The organism is Sulfolobus islandicus Y.N.15.51, assembly GCF_000022485.1.
GTDB lineage: Archaea > Thermoproteota > Thermoprotei_A > Sulfolobales > Sulfolobaceae > Saccharolobus > Saccharolobus islandicus.
In genome coordinates, this window is sequence record NC_012623.1 from 1659838 (window position 1) to 1679420 (window position 19583).

12 protein-coding genes and 4 pseudogenes are annotated in these 19583 nt (G+C 35.9%); 5 read left to right on the top strand and 11 right to left on the bottom strand.

The window, feature by feature from the left end; all coding sequences use genetic code 11:
* Nucleotides 1-35: 35 nt before the first annotated feature.
* Nucleotides 36-1885, bottom strand: a pseudogene (locus YN1551_RS09170) (APC family permease).
* A 395-nt stretch (nt 1886-2280) separates the two neighbouring features.
* On the opposite strand from YN1551_RS09170, the gene YN1551_RS09175 reads away from it, so the two are divergent.
* On the top strand, nt 2281-3759 hold the full coding sequence (locus tag YN1551_RS09175; RefSeq protein WP_012717611.1) for an NCS1 family nucleobase:cation symporter-1: 1479 nt from the start codon (nt 2281-2283) through the stop codon (nt 3757-3759).
* Nucleotides 3760-3763: 4 nt separating this feature from the next.
* On the opposite strand, the gene YN1551_RS09180 is transcribed toward YN1551_RS09175, so the two are convergent.
* From YN1551_RS09180 to YN1551_RS09190, 3 genes are read right to left on the bottom strand one after another with little or no spacing between them, the layout of a single operon-like run.
* Complete coding sequence (locus YN1551_RS09180; RefSeq protein ID WP_012716013.1) at nt 3764-5260, bottom strand: acyl-CoA synthetase; 1497 nt, start codon at nt 5258-5260, stop codon at nt 3764-3766.
* A gap of 46 nt (nt 5261-5306) precedes the next feature.
* Nucleotides 5307-6533, bottom strand: a complete 1227-nt coding sequence (locus YN1551_RS09185; protein WP_010923746.1) for a metal-dependent hydrolase family protein — start codon at nt 6531-6533, stop codon at nt 5307-5309.
* A gap of 9 nt (nt 6534-6542) precedes the next feature.
* Nucleotides 6543-7826 carry an MFS transporter gene (locus YN1551_RS09190; RefSeq protein ID WP_012716012.1) on the bottom strand — a complete coding sequence of 428 codons (1284 nt, stop codon included), beginning with the start codon at nt 7824-7826 and terminating at the stop codon, nt 6543-6545.
* A 346-nt stretch (nt 7827-8172) separates the two neighbouring features.
* Here YN1551_RS09190 and YN1551_RS09195 point away from each other — a divergent pair.
* Nucleotides 8173-8415 (top strand): annotated as a pseudogene (locus YN1551_RS09195) (metal-dependent hydrolase); the annotation flags it as partial.
* 82 nt (nt 8416-8497) lie between these two features.
* On the opposite strand, the gene YN1551_RS09200 reads toward YN1551_RS09195, so the two are convergent.
* Nucleotides 8498-9397 (bottom strand): IS5 family transposase, encoded by a 900-nt coding sequence (locus YN1551_RS09200; RefSeq protein WP_012717109.1) that lies wholly within the window; start codon nt 9395-9397, stop codon nt 8498-8500.
* A 60-nt stretch (nt 9398-9457) separates the two neighbouring features.
* Here YN1551_RS09200 and YN1551_RS09205 point away from each other — a divergent pair.
* Nucleotides 9458-10111, top strand: a pseudogene (locus YN1551_RS09205) (metal-dependent hydrolase); the annotation flags it as partial.
* Nucleotides 10112-10113: 2 nt separating this feature from the next.
* On the opposite strand, the gene YN1551_RS09210 reads toward YN1551_RS09205, so the two are convergent.
* Both YN1551_RS09210 and YN1551_RS09215 read right to left on the bottom strand, forming a co-directional pair.
* The gene (locus YN1551_RS09210; protein WP_012717613.1) at nt 10114-11778 is read right to left on the bottom strand and encodes a thermopsin family protease; all 1665 of its coding nucleotides are present in this window, start codon (nt 11776-11778) and stop codon (nt 10114-10116) included.
* A 37-nt stretch (nt 11779-11815) separates the two neighbouring features.
* Complete coding sequence (locus YN1551_RS09215) at nt 11816-12898, bottom strand: DEAD/DEAH box helicase (RefSeq protein WP_012717614.1); 1083 nt, start codon at nt 12896-12898, stop codon at nt 11816-11818.
* A gap of 67 nt (nt 12899-12965) precedes the next feature.
* Here YN1551_RS09215 and YN1551_RS09220 point away from each other — a divergent pair, with 67 nt between their 5' ends.
* On the top strand, nt 12966-14156 hold the full coding sequence (locus tag YN1551_RS09220; RefSeq protein ID WP_012717615.1) for an MFS transporter: 1191 nt from the start codon (nt 12966-12968) through the stop codon (nt 14154-14156).
* A gap of 113 nt (nt 14157-14269) precedes the next feature.
* Here YN1551_RS09220 and YN1551_RS09225 read toward each other — a convergent pair.
* A pseudogene (locus YN1551_RS09225) lies at nt 14270-15079 on the bottom strand (transposase).
* Between the two features lie 131 nt (nt 15080-15210).
* Between YN1551_RS09225 and YN1551_RS09230 the strand changes: the two are divergent.
* Complete coding sequence (locus YN1551_RS09230) at nt 15211-15729, top strand: hypothetical protein (protein ID WP_012717616.1); 519 nt, start codon at nt 15211-15213, stop codon at nt 15727-15729.
* 501 nt (nt 15730-16230) lie between these two features.
* On the opposite strand, the gene YN1551_RS09235 is transcribed toward YN1551_RS09230, so the two are convergent.
* The 3 genes from YN1551_RS09235 to YN1551_RS09245 are packed head-to-tail and all read right to left on the bottom strand — an operon-like array spanning nt 16231 to nt 19494.
* On the bottom strand, nt 16231-17196 hold the full coding sequence (locus YN1551_RS09235; protein WP_010923739.1) for an energy-coupling factor transporter transmembrane component T family protein: 966 nt from the start codon (nt 17194-17196) through the stop codon (nt 16231-16233).
* Entirely contained in the window at nt 17180-18772 is a 1593-nt protein-coding gene (locus YN1551_RS09240) for an ABC transporter ATP-binding protein (protein ID WP_012717617.1), read from the bottom strand. Before YN1551_RS09240 ends, YN1551_RS09235 begins: the two co-directional genes overlap by 17 nt.
* The gene (locus YN1551_RS09245; protein ID WP_012717618.1) at nt 18769-19494 is read right to left on the bottom strand and encodes a hypothetical protein; all 726 of its coding nucleotides are present in this window, start codon (nt 19492-19494) and stop codon (nt 18769-18771) included. Before YN1551_RS09245 ends, YN1551_RS09240 begins: the two co-directional genes overlap by 4 nt.
* Nucleotides 19495-19583 lie beyond the last annotated feature (89 nt).

Below are 19583 nucleotides of genomic sequence, written 5' to 3' on the forward strand. Positions count from 1 at the left end.
AATTTCCATTAAGATTCGAAATAACATTTTTTCAATTAATCTCTTCTCTCCTTCTGATCTTCAATAATTTCTTCTATTTCCCTTGTTCTAAAACCACTTAAAACGGCTAAATAATGGAATATTATACCTATTATCGAAATTATTGCAATATCATAAGGGAATCTTATAGGAGCAGAGTTGCTTGATGGTCCAAACTCACTAGGATAACTGATAATGTAAATTGTAATAATTAAGCCCATAAGCCAAAATCCACTCTTCAGGTGTACTTTCTCATTAGTGTTTACAGTTAGATAAGCAACTACTAGGGGTGTTAACGCCATTAATATAAATAGTGCAAAGTATAGTATAGGATTATCGTTATTCAAAACTAGGCTATAATATCCGATTATAGTTAATATGATATTTACAACTAGTTGTGATATTCCTAAGCTAATACCAATCCATTTCTTTAGCCCTAGAATCTTCACAGCATAATTTATCCAGAAGATTGGAATTCCAATAAATAAAGCAGAGATGATATAAAACAATGTTGTAAACCCTGACCAATACACTATTAGCAAGGAAACTATTGTAGCAACTGGCGCTATTATGCTAGCAAACGGTATCTTAATTCCTCTCTTTAAATCGGGGGCTGTTTTTCTCAAGGTTTGTAAACCTATACCGCCCATAATATACGTAAGTACAGTAGCTGAGGAGTTGAATCCAACTAATAAATACCAACTTGGAAACGGAAGTAGGAATATGATACTGGCTATTAAGGATACGATTAAGGACCATATAGGGATTCTATAGCTATTTAATTTTTTAAATATTAGTGGGAAATATTCTTCTGCTGATAACCCGTAAAGCGTCCTAGCTGATGTCCCAGTATAAACTAGTCCAGTTCCACTGGGAGATAGAACCGCATCTATTAAAAGTACATATCCCCAAGCTCCAGCTATTGCTAGACCTTCAGCTTCCAGCTCACTGTAGAATGGACTGTTAGCCCACTTACTATTTAGCAATGCTGACCAATTGCCTGGTGTTACTCCAGCAGATACCCAATTTATTGCACCTATAAAAGCTATTTGTAGGAAAGTGTAAATTAGTATGGCAATTACTATTGAGAGAATTATGGCTCTCCATACGTTCCTTTCAGGGTTTTTGGCCTCTCCAGAATACTCTATGGGTTGTCTAAATCCTAAATACGAGTAGATTATCCCAGCCGAGGGTATTGCATACAGCATACCAACTGGACCACCATAATTTGATGCAACACTTTTCGGAAATAATCCTCCATAATTTGTAAAATTACTTGATTTAAATGCGAAAAATAATAACATAAATGTAACAACTGGTATGATCAATTTCCAAACTGTTATGGCTGAATTCGTTTTCCCTAAGATCTTTATACCGTAATAATTTACTAAGAAATAGATAAATAGTAAAAGAATGGAAAACAGTAATCCGGGAAGCTTCAATATAGTAACTGGTGTGCCGTTAACAACTGTTGAGTTAGTAAGCAATTTACTCAAAGTAGGGTTTACATTAGTTAAGTATTCGATTGTTGCTAAAGCTTCTATAGAAGGTGTAGAGATTGCCGAGAGAAGATATAGAAATGCTATGACAAATCCAGTGTAACTTCCGTGGGAATAAACTGGATATCTAACTATACCACCAGTTTTAGGTATTGAACTTCCAAGTTCGGCATAAGCTAACCCTATAAACATTACCATTATCCCAGCCATTATCCAAGATAAAATTCCAGATGGCCCGCTATGGATGCCACGCTTAAGGAAGCTAGTAACCAACCAGAACCTATCATTGCACTTAAAGATAAAAAGGTTAGATCCAAGAGGCCCAACTCTTTCCTTAACAACTTATCGGAGTTACTGACGCTTGTCATACAAATTATTTACGAAATAAGATAGGTCTTTTTAAAGTAATATCTAAAGAAACGTACGCTAATCGTACAGTTTGAGAGGTAATGATTTCGTAGTTCGTAAATGCGGGATCGAACTCTTACTGAATTGGTGACCTCAGGAGAGATGAACTAGGATGAATTCTCAATTTTTTCTCAGAATTATTATATGTCAAAAAACACACCTCATAAATAATGTATATATAATATCGTATAAGTCACTTTTCCTCTTATCTAGTTACATTGACTCTAGTAAATTAGAAAAATATAATTAGAGAATATTGGAGATTTTTGGTATTTCCTAATTCACGATTAGATTAAAAATTACTCTCTCTTTTAATCAGTTTAATTTATATACCCCTTTTTAGCAATACTGAAAGATGTCAGAACAAGAAATAAACCACGTTAATTTAGACTTAACGGAATATAATCAAGGAACGACTGTAGTACCAGACAGTTACTATAATCCAAACATAGCACCGCTTCCTAAAAACGCAAAAACATGGACATGGATAAATTATGCTACCATATGGGCTGGAATGATACATAACGTCCCCGCATTTATGCTTGCGGGGCTATTAACATTTGAGTTCGGCCCACTAATAGCATTAATGATCATCGCAATAGCCTACTTTACCTTGCTAATAGCACTATACTTAAATGGGCATATAGGTACAAAATGGGGAATTCCATTCCCCTCATCAATTAGACCAATGTTCGGAATAAGGGGTGCTAGAGTACCAGTAATAATAAGGGCAATTTCAGCATTGTTTTGGTTCTCCGTTGAGACCTATGCTGGCGGTCTAATATTAGATGCGCTAATCTCAATCTTTTATCCCTCATGGTCAACAATCTCAGCAGACCTCTTAGGAATGCCACTCCATCTGACAATTTCGTTCTTCCTCTTTTGGTTCCTTAACGTATTAGTCTTATTTAAGGGAATGGATGATATAAAGAAATTTGAACTAATTGCTGGTCCCTTGGTAATAATAATCTTAGGAGGTTTGATGATTCACGCAATTACTCTTGCAAATGGTCTATCATCATTGTTTCAAATAAGGGGGAATAACGTTTCATTACCTAACATAGCCTTAGCAATATCCACAATGGCAGGTTTTTGGGCAACCCTAGTCCTAAACATTCCGGACTTTACGAGATTTTCTAGAAGCCAAAAGGACCAACTAATAGGACAAACTATTGGTCTACCTATACTTACGTTGCTTTTCAGCTTCATAGCAGTTGGGTTAGCATCGGCAGTAATTTATATTTACAATATTCCAAGTAATGACGCAATTAATTATGTAAACCCAGTAAATATAATGTATCTCTTTACTGACAATCCTTACATAACGTTAATCTTAGGAATCAGTCTAGTTATTGCAACAATCTCAGTTAACGTTGCAGCAAATATTGTATCACCCGTTTACGACTTGATAAGTTTATTCCCAAAGAAGCTTAACACGTGGTCTAAATCAGCTATTGTATCTGCAATTCTGGGTTTACTTTACGCCCCATGGTTATGGTACAATAACGCTTCAAGTATAGAAAATGTGATAAATTTGATTGGTGCCGGTCTAGGTTCTGTCGCCGGAGTCATGATAGCCCACTACTGGATATTAGGAAAAACTGAAATTAAACTTGCAGATCTATTTAAGCCAAATGGAAGATATTGGTATGTGTCAGGCTATAACGTTAATGCGTTAGTTGCAATGATCATAGGGTTCTCTGTACCAGTAATAGGATTTCTAATTCCTAAACTATCCTTGCTATATGACTATGGTTGGTATCTTGGATTATTTTTGAGTATAGCAATATATTTGGGATTGGAGAGAAAAAGAGAAGTAAAAATGGAACCTTAATTTTTTATTTCTTTCTAAGTAGATATCTTTGTATTTTACCACTCTCAGTCTTTGGCAATTTATCAACAAAGTCAACCCTTTCTAGATGTACGTGCCTAGAATATTTAGTATTTACAAAATCAATAATCTCCTTCTTTAGTTCCTCACTTGGAGTATATCCACTTTTGAGTACAATATAAGCATGTAATACATGTCCTCGTATTGGATCTTCATCGGCAACAACAGCAGATTCTAGTACTGCGGGAAATTCTAGAAGTACGCTCTCAACTTCAAATGGACCTATCCTGTAACCAGATACCTTAACCACATCGTCCTTCCTTCCAACAAACCATAAATATCCTTCCTCATCTTTATACGCATTATCACCAGTCAAGTACCAATCGCCTCGAAATGATTCCTTGGTCTTCTCTGGATTGTTTAGATATCCCAAGAAGTGGAAACCTGGAGAATCTCTCTTGACAGCTATAATATCCTCTATTATATCGACCTCATAACCAGGTGCAGGTAGTCCCATACTCCCTATTTTTACTTTTGCGTCATATCCCCAGCCATTATAAACTACCATTCCAACTTCAGTTTGTCCATAATGATCCTTGATAGTAACATTGTACTTATCCATAAACCATCTTATAACTTCTGGGTTAAGTGGTTCACCTGCAGAACTCGCTCTTTCCAATACTAAATCATACTTCTTCTTAACCGTTCCAGCTATCATTCTATATGCCGTAGGTGCGAAAGCAAAATTAGTAACCTTATTTTCCTCCATGAACTCCATTGTCCTTTCTGGGTTAAATGGTTCGTCAAGAAAGATTATAGTTTTCCCAAACATTAGCGGTCCTATTATACCATAATATAGCCCATAAGCCCATCCAGGATCTGCGGGGTTCCAAAACACGTCATTTTCCCTAACACCTATACCATATTTCATGTAGACATAAATGTTAAGAAATAGCCTCTTAGCGATTAGGGCCCCTTTAGGTGTTCCCGTAGTACCAGAAGTGTAAAGTAAAATTATTGCATCATCCCAATTTATCTTTTCAATCTCTTTCAATTCACCGTAACTTAATAATTCATCAAACTTGGAGAAGAGTATTGCATCATTTATCTTATCCTTTTGGTCATCTTGACAAAAGATAATTTTTGGTTTTACATCTCTAGTCCTCATCTTAATTGCCTCTGGCCCAAATGCAGTAAATAATGGTTGATAAATTGCTCCTAGGGAGAGAGTTGCTAAAAGTACTATGATTTGTTGAATCTTCTTTGAAGCTAATATTGCTATTACATCACCCTTTTTAATGTTATGAAACTCCTTGAGATATAAGGCAAGTCTTAATGCCTTTCTTTTAAGATCTGAGAAGCTTATCTCCTCCATAGCGTTCTTAGTGAATCTCTTAACTGCTATACCGTCATGAGAAGTCAAAACGTCTAATGGGTTCTCGTCTAAATATCTAATTACCTCACTCCACGAAAAACTTCTCCTAACTTCTTCATAACTAGCCATAAGTTAATTATACATTTAAAACTTAAAAGGTTTATAAAAAGAAAAACTAACCCTTAATTGACTTATTCTCCACAGTTAATTTTCCATTCTTGACTACATGTGTAATCTTAGATATTTCCCTCACATTTAGCGTAGGATCACCATTAATGATTATGATATCAGCATCTTTTCCAATCTCTATTACACCAGCGTTAATTCCAATAGCCATCGCAGCATTATAAGTTGAGGCTCTTAAAGCCTCTATTGGAGACAGCCCTCCTCTTTCAACAAGTAAAACAGTCTCCATCCAATTCTTTCCCATATCAATCTCCTCTAATCCCGTTTCAAAACCCAAATCAGTACCACTTATTATCGTAACTCCATACTCCTTAGCTTTTCTAACAACATTTGCAATATTCTCCCTTACGGAAGTGATCTTTTGGAGTCCCCACTCATCGACTCCAATCTGTTTACCATATTTGAATATTAACTCTTGAATCGTCAATGTTGGAGTTAACGTTACGTTTTTCTCCTTCATTAACTTTAGCGTCTCATCCTTAAGTAAGGTACCGTGTTCTAACGTTTTTACTCCAGCCTCTATTGCAATCCTTGCTCCTCTATCTCCATGAGCATGAGCTGCTACGTAAGTATTGACTTTTTCAGCTTCGTTAACTATTGCCCTAATCTCCTCGTAACTTAGCTGGGGATGTTCTGGTCTATCCCTCTGTGATAGCACTCCGCCAGTTGCGAATATTTTGATGAAATCAGCGCCATCCCTTAGAACTTTCCTGGCAGCGTGAATACATGATTCCATTCCGTCACAAAATTCAGAAAAGCTCATGGTTTTTGAGAACTCTAACGGTACATCATGACTTAATTCCCCATGTCCAAAAGTCTGTGTAATAGGTTTGCCGGCAGCAATTACCTTAGGCCCACCTATAATTCCGTCATTTAAAGCCCTCTTTAAGGCTAAAGACACTGTTTCTCCACAGTCCCTGACAGTTGTAAATCCAGCTAACAGTAGCTTTTCTAGCCATTTAGCAGCGCGAAGTACCCTATATTCTGGTTTCTCAAACATTATCTTTAATAGACTACCACCTTTGATTCCAGAAAGATGAATATGAGCGTCAATTAATCCGGGCATTACAAACATGTCTTTGGCATCAATTTCCATTTTCGCACTGTGATCTTCTCTAGAGACTTCTACAATTTTTCCTTCTCTCACATAGATGTTAGTTTTTCCTATTATTTCTTTTCCGTTAAAAACGATCCCGTTTCTTATCGCTAGCTCCATGATTATCCCTTATCTTTTCAATACTTCTTGTCCCTCAAATACTGTTCCTTTAGTTTCTTTATACAATAAATAAGCTATTAATGTTACGATCATTCCAGCTATTCCCCAATAAACAGGTGCTAATTTATAACCAGTAGCGTAAATCAGATAGCTTGCAATGAATGGCGTGGTTCCTCCAAATACCGCAACTCCCACATGGTAGTCGAAGGATAAGGCTGTATATCTTACTTTGGTTGGGAATAACTCAGTTAAGGCAGTTGCATATGCACCAGCTGACATTGAACCTATAACGGAGTATATTATTTGAGCTAACAATATTAGCGAGAATTGGCCAGTAGAGATTAATAAGAAATACGGGTATACGAGGATTAATAAACCTACTGCAGTTGCAACCATTAATGGCTTTCTCCCTACTTTATCAGCCAACATTGCGAACAAGAGTATAGATATTGCCTCAACGATGTATCCTATAGTCAAGGCTAATGAAACGAGTCGTGCAGGTACTCCTATCACATTTTCTAAATATGATGATGCGAAAACACTAGTAGCATATGTCATTGTAGTACCACCTATTATGAATCCTAAACCCAATAGTATCCTTTTCCAATAAATTCTGAAAGCATCAACTAGTGGAAAATGAGAAATCTCATTCTTCTCCTTAACTTTTTTGAATACTGGTGATTCAGAAATTTTTAGTCTTATCATGACTCCTATTACTGCGATAAATGCGCCAATTATGAAAAGTATTCTCCAACCAATAGATGCGAAAGCACTAGGTAACATAATACTACTAAAGACGAATATTAATCCAGTAGCCATTAGCGGGCCTATACCTTGGGCCATTTGAGCAATTCCGGTATAAAAAGCTCTTTTCCCAGGTTCTGCAAATTCCGCTGAGAGAGTAATTCCTCCTCCAAATTCGCCTCCTAGTGAAAATCCTTGAAGTAATCTCAAAATCGTCAGCAACGTGGGTGCTAAAACCCCTAATATAGCGTAACCTGGTAATAAACCCGTAAATAATGACGATAGCCCCATTAATGTCATAGTAATTATTAATGTATATTTCCTTCCTATCTTATCACCTAGATGACCAAACACTATTGCTCCCAGCGGTCTACCAGCAAAGCCTGTAGCAAATACTGCAAACGTGTCAAGAAGCGACACTATTTTATTTCCAGATGGGAAGAATAAGTTAGCCAAGATGCCAGCTACGAATCCGAATATCAAAAAATCATAGAATTCGAATGCTATACCTATCATTGCTGCGATTGAAACTTTTGTTTCTTCCTTCATATTTTACAATCGTTTGTTTCTTCCTTAAATTTTTTACTCATTAAAAGTTAAACAGTATTCTATCATAATGAAGAGACTTTTACAATATAACTGAAAAATTTTTAAGTAAATTATAGATAAATTATAGGATCTAAAAATCTCGTTATTTTATAGAAGAGATGATTTTCTACTAAATTTTATAAATAGTTTACTATTTTAGGTATTTTTCCTCATCTTAAACAATCTTAACATTTATTATTAACTAAGTGAATATTTTAACTTAATTATCTGAAGGTTAGAACCAAGCTTTTTATTAATTTCATGCTGTCATAAAATTTATTAGAATGAGAAAAGGTAATAATTTTATATGAATTTACACACTCACATAATATTAGCCTTGGCATTTGGGCTAATTTTCTTCCACAATGACATAACCTTAGCTGTGTTAGTAGGGATTGGAGCGGCAATACCTGACCTGGATAGGGAATATGTATTAACTAAGAGGAAAATATTTGCAAAATATCAACTACACAGAGCTCTCTTCCATAACATCTTTTTCGCTCTTGCAGTGGTCTATTTAAACTTTTACTTAGGATTTGCTTTGTTGATCTCTTCAATTTATTTCATAAGCATGATATGATGCACTGAGAATTTTTCAGTAATTAATATTTATTTCAACGTTATTCGCAAGCTCACACCCTAATACCCGGAGCTCTACCAACTAAAGAATTAGCCAAGTGGACCATCCATGCATAAGCCCAGAACTTGAGCTTAGCCTCAACCACTTGTCCTAAAAAACTTGTAGCCCTAACAGATTCCCCAAAAGTACGCTTCACAGCAGAGAATAAGGACTCAATCCTCCACCTAACACCGTAACCCCTCTCCTCCCTCCAACGATTATAACCCAACCTCTTGAACTCCCTTACAGCCTTTCTCCTAGCAGGATGACCGCGTCTAGTGGAGGCGTTCTCCCTAGGTGGAACAACAACCTCAACCCCAGTCTTGTAAACCTCATTAGCATCATAAGCTTTATCTCCATAAAACTTCTTGACCTTCTTTCCCTTATCTTGTAAATCCTTAACCGTCTTAACTGCAGTCTGAACCTCGTTGCTGGTTACTTCAGCGTTTATTACGTTGAATTGGTCCTTATCCATTACTATTTCGATCTTGAGGAATTTTGAGTCCTTGGTTTTTCCCCATTTTGCTATAATGTATTGTCCTCCCTTGTTTGTGCTTATTCCCGTTGCGTCTGCTATTACTTCAAGTTGGTCATTTGCCTCTGGGAATTTTATGTTCATGTTTCTTACTCTTTCCCATATTGTTGAGTAGTCTAGGCTTGTTGGGATGATTTTCAGTCTTTCTAATGCTCTCAATACTCCTTCTATGGCCCTATAAGGTAGGAACAAGTGCAGGAACGCTAGGAAGTCGTTGAACTCCTTTGGCGCCTTGTAGGTTTTCTTGGCATTCCTATTCTCTTCTGCTAGTAATTCCCACCAGTGTTGGAAGACGTAGAAGGGGAACATTAGCTCGTATCTAGTTATAACGTTCTCGTCGTACTTGCTCCAATCCCTCTTGTACTTACTCTTTCCCATGAGTAATACTCGGTATAATTATTTATAAATTTTTGTATAATTCTGAAGTAACCCACAAAGCACTTAGGATTGGGAATATTTCTTCATATGGCTTTGGATCTACTTACATCACCTACGGATAGGGGTGTAGAATTGTTTTTCCCTTTAGGTAGATTGGTTAAAAATTATGAACTGGACTACGACGGTAATATAAGGAAAAGCAGGGGGATAATGTGGTATCTTGAAGATCCAATGAGAATAATAAATAAGACGGCAGATCCTGGGTTGAAAGAAGTAGTTAAGATGCCTTGGATCAGAATTTATGGTCCCTTTAAAAACAGTAGACTAGTTGATTGGATGATATTCTATTCTTCTTTCGTGTTCATCCAATTATATGAGTTAAATCATCTTGCTGAATGGTGGAAAATATTTCTATATACTGTGTTTGTAAAATTTACCTTCTATTGTATCGGAATAGTGCTATTTTACTTCACAGGAGAATTATGGAGAAGAAGATTGCAGTTTCAAAATTTAAATAGTAAATTGAAATATGTAATACTTGGCGTAATGGCTTTAGGCCTATCATTCATTCTATTTCAAGGTATAAATCTGTATTCGCCCATGAAGCCCATAATCAATTTCAATACATTAGTTCTTATAATAGTCTCAATGCTTGTTGGGTTATTTTTGGCTTATATTCACGTAAGACTTAGGTTTAAAAAAGTCACGCTATAATTTTATCTTCTCTTTCTCAGTATTAACATGATAATAACTATTACTATTATTATAGCCGTTATTTCTAATAGTAAATTATTAATAGATAATTGCAATTTTTCAACTATCGGTTTATTCACTACTATGGTCCCTCCTAGTGTTAAGTTATAAGTCCCGATAAACCTTCCCACTTCATAAAAGGGGATACTTGCACTTAATTTAACAATTGTACCAGTGTTAATCCATATGCTTCCATTTACCCTTTTATCATTTAAGTATGTTGGCAAATCGGAGTTTATTATAACTCGATATTGTTTTATAGTGTTTATGGTAACGTTTAAAGGCGAGCTAATGTTAAACGATAGCGATGGTAAAATTGATGAAATAACATACCTCTCATCGCTACCATTATAATACGTGTAATTAACTATTTTGATTTGAGTACCTTGGGCAAACCAATTTGTATCATTTAAGGTAATTTGTTTACCATTTATCGTGCCAATAACTGGAATAGATGAGTTTACTCTCACCAAGTAGTAATATGTGTAGTTAGGGATAATGTTCAAAATCTTGAACCAACTGACGTTAGGTTCTATTAAGCTAGGATAGTTTCCATTGAGGACTGCAAAGGAGGATGAGTTAATGGAATAATTCATAAAGAAGCCTAATTTAATTGGGGCTGAAACGTAACCAGAGAAAGTACGTGAAATGATGTTATTAACTAGAAACGGTATTTTACTACTAATATTCAAGTATAAGAAACCAGGGATTGAAGGGTTAAAGTTAGTAGTTAACAATCCTGGATTCTGCTTTCCTATTGTAACGTATGCATCTCCATTTTTTGCTATGGTAACACGTAAATTATTAGTGGACTCTGCTGTGTCACTCCCGTAATTATATACTTGTGAAAATGGGACCCATTTACCGTTTTTCATGTACAGTAATGCTAGATAAGAGGACATGTTTAAGAACGTTGTAGATGCACCATTTCCAAATCCTCCCCATACCAATTCAGCATCTAAGTAGCTTCCCAAATATGTTATAATACCTAAGTTTAAATTAGGAGTAGTCTGATTAGCTATTATAATTGAGGCAGAGGTCAAATTATTAACTGGGATGAAAACTGTATCGTAAAACGTTGGATTGGGTGGAGTTATATTTCCGTTCTGAAGAATAACGTAACCGAAACTAACATATACTCCTTGATTATTATGGCTTTCATTTACTATAAGGTAAAACGAAAATGGGAAATCGTATTTAATATAATAAGTGCCGTAAGCGTAGTATGAAGAATGAGAGAAAAGGTCTGAGGTGGAGTATATTTCACCCTTGCCAATTACGTTATTTATTCCAGCTAATGGAGTAGTTGAGTTCCAAATATTTTCACTAAAGAACATCTTGCTCTCATTTGTAATGAAATCTGCTACATTTTGTAGCCAAAAATAGTACTCCTCATTGCTAGTATTCACTTGTAGCATGACGTTTAATTGCAGCGAAGCACCATAAGGTGGAATTCCAAATTTTGAACCAGATGCATTATAAGCCTGAAGTGATGTTATATTCACGTAACCTAATACTTGATTTGTGAATATAGGACCGTCATAAGCTACTACTCCAGTTGGTAATGAAATGGCCAGTAATGGTGTTGGTAAGAGCAAAAGGAGGATTAGTAATGTATTCCTTAGCACGTAAGGGAAATGAATGTTCAAAAATAAAAACGTTTTCCTAAATTGCAAGTAAGTTATTGATTCTTTTAATCATGTCAGCTTCTCTGAACGTATAGAACGTTATTGCTTGACCCACTCTTCCCATTCTACCAGTCCTTCCTACTCTATGTATGTAAGTCTCCACGTCTCTAGGAATATCGAAATTTATTACCTTGTTAACATCTATTATATCAATTCCTCTAGAAGCCAAATCAGTTGCAACTAGAACATTGTACTTTCCCTTTTTGAACCCGTAAAAGTTCTTTAATCTAACGCTCTGAGGCATATCTCCACTTAAAAGTCCCACATTTACTCCCTTCCCTTTTAACAGATAGTATAGTTTCCTAGCCCTATCCCTAGTCCTAGCGAATACCAGAATTTTCTCACCGTTTATTTCCTCCAGTAATTTCGATACTTTATCATTCCAATCATTCCTAACCTTCACGAATTTCTGTTTAACCTCCTCTACCGGTTTATATTCATCCAATACGATCTCTCTAAGATCCTTGGAGAACTCTTTGGCAAGGGTCATAATTTCATCTGGTATTGTAGCTGAGAAGAACCCTGCAATTTTAGCATTACAATGATTCAATATCATTCTAATGTCATCTATAAAACCCATATCCAGCATTCTATCCGCTTCGTCAACTATAACGAAATCGTAACCAGAGAAGTCAATCTTGCCCTTACTCCACAGATCCAAAAGTCTTCCTGGGGTACCAACGACTATTTTGGATTGTCTTTGATCGTCGTAACTCATCCCACCTATTATCAAGCTAACGTCAATTTGTTTATATTTTCCTAGTTTCTTTATCTCATCTAGAATTTGCGTTGCTAATTCTCTACTAGGCGATAAAATTAAAGCGGTACTATTTCTTTCTAAAATTGGAATAACATACGCTGCAGTCTTACCAGATCCGGTCTTAGCTTGAACTATTACACTTTTACTGTTCATCAATTCTGGAATAACAACTTCTTGGACTCTGGTAGGTTTAATGTAACCGGCTTCATTCAAAGCCTTTCTTAGATCTTCACTTAAATTTTCAAACATATTGGGTAACTGCTCTTGATGGTCTAATAAAGCTATGCTTATTCGAATCATAAAAAATTAACACGTTTACTACTTTTGTAAGTAAGTTTAAATTTAACTTGTCAACTATGTATCTGCAATGCACAGCTCAAAACATTCATTGATTTACTCGGCCATAATTCTTGTACTAATGACAATCTCAGCCAGAGCTACAGATAACATGGTTACTACAACGGTTCCATTATTAGCAAAGTATAGTCTTCAACTATCTAACTCTCTGGTTGAACTTTTATCGGCATTACTATTTACCTTCAATTTTATCACCACAACATTTATTAATCCTGAACTTAATTCGAGGGTAAGAAGGAGAGTATTTGTAATTTCCAATGTTATAATTTTATTTTCGTTACCACTCTATTATCTGTCTAACGAAATATCAATATGGATAATCTCAATCTTCGCCGGAATCGCGTTCGGTTTAGTAATGCCTAACCTAATAACAGCAGCGAGTTTGGCAAATGATAAGAAATCAGTTGAGAGGCTACTATCCCTGTACTCAACTAGCCTTAGTACCAGTTTGATTCTAGGTCCTGCAATTGAAGTCTATTTACTAACTAAATACGACTATAGGGATGTATTCTTATGGTTTATTCCAATAGCAGTTATAGGCATTATAATTTCATCGAGTATTAGATTCCCAGATGTTAAGAGAGAAAGCAGTGGGATTTCAGTGATTAAAAATAAGGGTCTAACAGCTGCTGCACTATCAATTACCACGTATAATGTGCTATTCGCAGCATTTACCACATTCTTGGCAATATTGGCAAAGGATAGATTCAACTTACCTAATTTCGATGCCTACTTTGTCTTTTTGCCATTCTATATAATGTCTTTCTTAACTAGACTTACGATGACCATAAGACCTTTCGAAAACCTCAGAATGCCAATGTTAATTTCTATCATTATAACAATTTTGGGGTTATTTGGAATCCTATACGCCCCAAATTACTCTATTTTCTTAGCAGTTATAGCACTACTGGGAATACCTCACGGTTCAATATTTCCTATGGCTACCATAATGATAAGTAGGGCTACAAGTATAGCTGAGAGGAATGCAGTAAATTCCTATTTCTTAGCTTATAACAATTTATTGTTCTTAGTAGTACCAGCTACAATTGGATTTGTATCAGAGATAGTTGGATTATCACTCTCCATTTCAGCCCTAATAATACCAGTTGCCATTACTGCAGTAGCTTTCTTCAAGATGTTTTGGAATGATAATATTATGGTTAAGAGATGCTTTGTGGGTTCGTTCAATATATTTCAATAGGATGATACAGTAAAAATATGTTTTCTATAGAAAATAATATCTCTCCTAAATAATTTACTATACTACTTCTTGACCTCAAAGCCCTTAGCTCGACCAACAACAAGGTTGGCCATTTACATCATCCAAGCATAAGCCCAAAACTTGAGCTTAGCCTCAACAACTTGACCAGCAAAACTCGTAGCCCTAACAGACTCACCAAAAGTACGCTTAACCGCTGAGAACAAGGATTCAACCAACCACCTATTACCATAACCCTTCTCATCCCGCCAACGTTCATAACCCAACTTCTTGAACTCGCGCACAGCCTTACGCCTAGCAGGATGACCACGCCTAAAGCGTCTTTCCTAGGAGGAACAACAACATCAACGCCAAGATTATAAATCTTGCCATCATAAGCCTTATCGCCATAGAACCTCTTAACTTCCTTACCCTTTTCCTTCAAGTCCTTTACAGTATTTGAAGCAGATTCGGCCTCATTACTCGTCACCTCAGCGCTTACTATCTTGAACTCGTCTTTCTCCATAACTACTTCAATCTTAAGGAATTTTGAATCCCTCCTTTTGCCCCACTTTGCTACTACTGTCCTCCTCTTGTTGTGCTTATTCCAGTACCATCAGCTATTACTTCAAGTTCGTCACTCGCTTCAAGGAAATTAATATTCATGTTTCTTACCCTTTCCCATATTGTTAATCTAGGCTTGTCGGTATTATCTTCATTTCTGCTAGTGTGCTTAGTACTCCTTCTATTGCTCTGTAAGGTAAGAATAAGTGTAGGAATGCTAGGAAGTCGTTGAACTCCTTTGGTGCCTTGTACTTGGTCTTAGCATACTTGTTCTCTTCCTGGAGTAATTCCCACCAGTGTTCGAAGACGTAGAAGGGGAACATTAGCTTGTATCTAGTTACCACGTTCTCATCGTACTCCAATCCCTAGTGTTCTTCTTTTTCATGGGTAATACTCTGCATAATTACTTAAAAATTTTTGTATAATTCTGAAGCGATCCACAACGTAGTTAAGAGATGAAAATTTAAATAACTGTAAGGCTGTGCATATCCACATGGATAAGAAAATCTTGATTTTTATAGTATTAATAGTTATAATATCTTTTGCTTTAATAATGGTATGTCCCTCAAAAGACCTTTTGTTCTCTCCTCAAGAGGCTGAAGCTATCTTTGGGGGAAATTGGGAGGTTCTGCAAAACAATACTAATTTAAAGTCTATTGGTACGATAACAATATATTATGCTAATAGTACAAATCTTACTACACAACATTCACTAGAAGTCGAATCAATTGAAGAAGAAGTACTTGTGGGAGACGTAAATAATACTAAAGTGGAAATGACTATAGTTATCGTAAAATTCTCTTCAAATGGTAGTTGGAGTGAAATCTTCGGTAATAATACCAATTATTATAAATATAACGGATATTACATTACTTATTCAGCTACTTCTTTTACGTATCCTAAAACAATTATAGTTGCTTATAAGGGCTCAACTTTAGTAGAAATAACCTTAGAAGGGTATCAAGCTTCATTTGCTCAGGTAAAGGAGATATTAAGCTACTTGAACATTTAAATCTCATTAACTCATCTATACTCCCGTATTAACACATGATTATTAATGGAAATTACAACTATTAACAAATGCCATCCATTGACGATGATCAAATTAAGCTAGGAATGTAGAGGAAGTGAAGCATGTTTAGGATTTAGAAAGATAGGAGTTTGTAAGGAATAACGTAGAAAGCCTAAGAACAAAGGGAGGTTAGCTTAAATTACGACCAGCATCTTTCGAAAAGACTCTTAAATATTGTCAAACATCTTCATGATATAAAAAGGAAACTCCAATTCCAGTGGTTATAGCAATAGCCATAGTTACTATCTCAATAACTACAATGTCAGTATTCTCTTTAATAATTCTTTTGTTTCCTCTTCAATATATTTCAACTTTCCTTGATACCTCCTTGGTATTCTCGCCTTAACCAGATTCCTTTTGTTATTTAATTACCAGATAAAAGAAGCTTTAAAATTAATATCTTAATCTAAAAGTGATAAATTATTATAAAATTATAAAAAATTAAAGTCCAACGTATGGTATCGTTCTCCCAAATCCAAGTAAATTAGCTACAATTGCTATAATTATTAATGCCGCAATTATTGCAGTACCGTAGTAGTCAACTCTTGTAAACTTAAGTTCTACTAGACTAGTCCTACTTGGATAAGCTCTAAATCCCCTAGTATCAGCTGAAATTGCCAAGTTCTTAGCTCCCCTAAACAAATACACCATAGTTGGTATTATTGCTTCAAAAATCGCGTAAACTATTAACAGTGAAGAAACTATTTTCGGTCTACTATACCCTAAACCTCTTATATACTGCATCTTCACTGAAGTGTCTAACAGCTCAAATATCCTAGGTATCATCCTTATGCCAACTAACACTGAAAACGTAATTGCTATAGGTATCTTTATTTTAGTGAACATCCTGAAGATATCGGATCCAGTTGTTGTAGTAATGAACAGTAAGGCTGACAATAATACTGGAGCTACTCTAAAGGTAGTCTGAAGGCCGTAAATTAGAGCTTCTAACGTTAATTGTTGCTCATACCCCATTACTTGGAAATAAGATGGGAATGTCCAAATTACCGTAAACTGTTTCACACTAGGGAAGGCTAACTGTAGTGTACTAGGTGGAGTGTAAGGAGCAATGCTCCACGTTCCACCCAATATTGTTGAAAGCGCTAAGAAAAACGCATATCCGAATTTCCTTACTCCATCGTTTAGCGTAAGATATGATAATAAGAGAACTAGGGTTAATATGGCGCCTATCCACCATATCGTAGTAGCAGCTACAGTCATAACTACTATTGTGAGTACTACCTTCGTAACGGGGTTTAGCTTATATAGAAACGTATTTCCAGTCTCATAACGCGTTATTTCCCTTAAACCTGTTATTCCTATCAAGAAAATTACGAATAAAGCTGGCACTGCGGATCCGTAGAGAACAATTATCCAACTTATTATTTGATCAACTAAAGTGTTCATTTTTTATCAATCCTCCCAACTCATATTCTAATGGAGGTTCTATACCATGTCTTAGTGATTTAATGAAAACCTCTTCTGGCTTCCCTTCCAATACGATTTTTCCCTCATTCATTACTAACAGATAATCAGCAAATCTATCAACAAATCTGGAATCATGAGTCACAACCAGTATAGTATATCCCTTATCTCTCAATTCTAAGAGTTCTTTTCCCAAGATTTGCTTATGATACCAATCTTGTCCACTTGTCGGCTCATCCATCAGTATAACCTTAGCCCCACCTGCTAGTACTGAGGCCATTGCAACTCTTCTCCTTTGCCCCATGGAGAGAACTAAAGGATCTTCCTTCCTATAGGCATCTAGAGAGAACATCTTCAAAACCTCTCCTAACCTCTTCTCGTCGTATGTACCTCTATTCTTCATTGAGAACTTAATCTCATCCTCAACAGTTCTCTTTATAAACATAACGTCAAAGAACTGAGGTAAATACGCTATGAATTTTCCCCTTTCCACCAGCTTAGTCTTACTTAAATCTACACCGTTGACTATGACCTTCTCCTCCTCTACGATCAGCCTCTTCTTGTCTATTAAACCAACAATTACCTTCAATAAAGTAGTTTTTCCAGAGCCATTCTTACCCATTAACGCTGTTATAGTACCTTGTTTTAATGATATTTTAGTATTAATCAGATAAATTCCATTTTTCGTCTTAACCTTTACGCTCGCGTATAGCGCTTCTCCTTTTCCCCCAATTCTAGAAGGTGGTCTATAAGTATAAGTTTTCCTTAAATACTCGTAATCTATTTTCCTAAAACCGTTTTTCTTTAAAAATAGCATATAATCTGGTATTTCAAGACCCAAAGAGTAGAGAAAATCGGCCTTGTCCACAATCTCATCTTTTCTGACATCTACAGCAATTTTTCCTTCTTCTACTACAATTATTCTATCAACAAAGGGTAATACTCTCTCTATTTTATGCTCAACTAAAACTAGGCTAATTCCCTCAGATCTAAAGGTCTTTACTAGTTCTAAAATTTCCCTAGTACCTTGAGGGTCTATATTGGAAGTTGGCTCATCTAAAATTAACGCCTTAGGTCTCATGGCTAAAACTGACGCTAAGATAGTTTTTTGAAGTTCCCCTCCAGATAAAGTATTAATCTCCCTATCCCTTAAGTGTGAAATGCCACATATCTTCATTGACTCTTCAACCCTCTCTATCATCTCATCCCTACTTATCATATAGTTCTCGACGCCGAAAGCCACCTCATCTATTATAGTATAATTAAAAGCTTGAGTATCCGGATCTTGTAATAGTGTACCCACATATTTAGATATTTCATGTATTGGCGTACTCTTAACGTCAAATCCAAAAACTCTAACTTCTCCTTTTATTTCAGCGTTAATTAAGTGTGGAATTACGCCATTAATTACACTTACTAGCGTCGACTTACCACTTCCCGACCTACCAGTTATTAAAACGGATTCTCCTTCTTCTATATCAAGCTTATCTACCACTATGCTGGGCTTATCTTTTCCCATATAGGTTACTTGGAGATCCCTAATCTCCACAAACTTCATTGTCCCACCGCTTTAGCTATCCTCTGCCCGGCTAAAGCTCCTAAAATTCCTATGACCACATCTCCAGGTATAAAGGCTAGAAAGTCAAATTGTATAGTAGCCCAGTTCACTATAGCCCCACTTATTAAGGGCCTAAAGAAGCCAAGATAAAAGATTGGGTCTGGAATTGCAAACAATATACCAATTATTATACCTTCTAATATTGCCAATCCTACAACAGTTTTAGTTGCCACAGATGACCCATTGCTACTTTTATATCCAATACCGAATAATTTTCCCCTACTAGCTACAATTACAAGGTCAAGAAATAATCCATAAGTTAGGGCTTCATAAATTGTATACATGGGTTCTCCGCCAAAACCATAGAAGAATAAATCTGACAGTATATTAAAGATCAGTAAACTCAGTATCCCAGTACCTGGTTTTCTAACTAAGGCAGCTACAATAAGGAGAATAAACATTCTCCCCCAAAATCCTACTCCTATGAAAGGTGTACTGGGTAAAAATCTACCAATGAAACTACCTATATAGAATTCCCAAACCACGCTAAAAGCTGCTCCCACTGCAATGTAAACTAAATCAATTGTTGTAAAACTCTTTAAGCCGAATCTCCTAGCGAAGTAAAATACTATTGCAAGCCCTACTATAAAGTAGATAGTAGCTATCTCCCAAGGCACCATACCTGGAACAGAAGTATCGAATTTTATCCCATTGAATTCCATATTTAATTTCTGGCACAAATATTTAAAAGGATTTCCTATATTGATACTATAAACTATATAGTTTACTTTTGGTAATATCTACCTGAAAT

What these genes read in the sequence shown, in the direction of transcription:
- YN1551_RS09215 (WP_012717614.1), bottom strand. Translation starts at nt 12,898, where the DNA reads ATGATTCGAATAAGCATAGCTTTATTAGACCATCAAGAGCAGTTACCC.
- YN1551_RS09190 (WP_012716012.1), bottom strand. Translation starts at nt 7,826, where the DNA reads ATGAAGGAAGAAACAAAAGTTTCAATCGCAGCAATGATAGGTATAGCA.
- YN1551_RS09220 (WP_012717615.1), top strand. Translation starts at nt 12,966, where the DNA reads ATGCACAGCTCAAAACATTCATTGATTTACTCGGCCATAATTCTTGTA.
- YN1551_RS09185 (WP_010923746.1), bottom strand. Translation starts at nt 6,533, where the DNA reads ATGGAGCTAGCGATAAGAAACGGGATCGTTTTTAACGGAAAAGAAATA.
- YN1551_RS09200 (WP_012717109.1), bottom strand. Translation starts at nt 9,397, where the DNA reads ATGGGAAAGAGTAAGTACAAGAGGGATTGGAGCAAGTACGACGAGAAC.
- YN1551_RS09180 (WP_012716013.1), bottom strand. Translation starts at nt 5,260, where the DNA reads ATGGCTAGTTATGAAGAAGTTAGGAGAAGTTTTTCGTGGAGTGAGGTA.
- YN1551_RS09230 (WP_012717616.1), top strand. Translation starts at nt 15,211, where the DNA reads ATGGATAAGAAAATCTTGATTTTTATAGTATTAATAGTTATAATATCT.
- YN1551_RS09175 (WP_012717611.1), top strand. Translation starts at nt 2,281, where the DNA reads ATGTCAGAACAAGAAATAAACCACGTTAATTTAGACTTAACGGAATAT.
- YN1551_RS09245 (WP_012717618.1), bottom strand. Translation starts at nt 19,494, where the DNA reads ATGGAATTCAATGGGATAAAATTCGATACTTCTGTTCCAGGTATGGTG.
- YN1551_RS09235 (WP_010923739.1), bottom strand. Translation starts at nt 17,196, where the DNA reads ATGAACACTTTAGTTGATCAAATAATAAGTTGGATAATTGTTCTCTAC.
- YN1551_RS09240 (WP_012717617.1), bottom strand. Translation starts at nt 18,772, where the DNA reads ATGAAGTTTGTGGAGATTAGGGATCTCCAAGTAACCTATATGGGAAAA.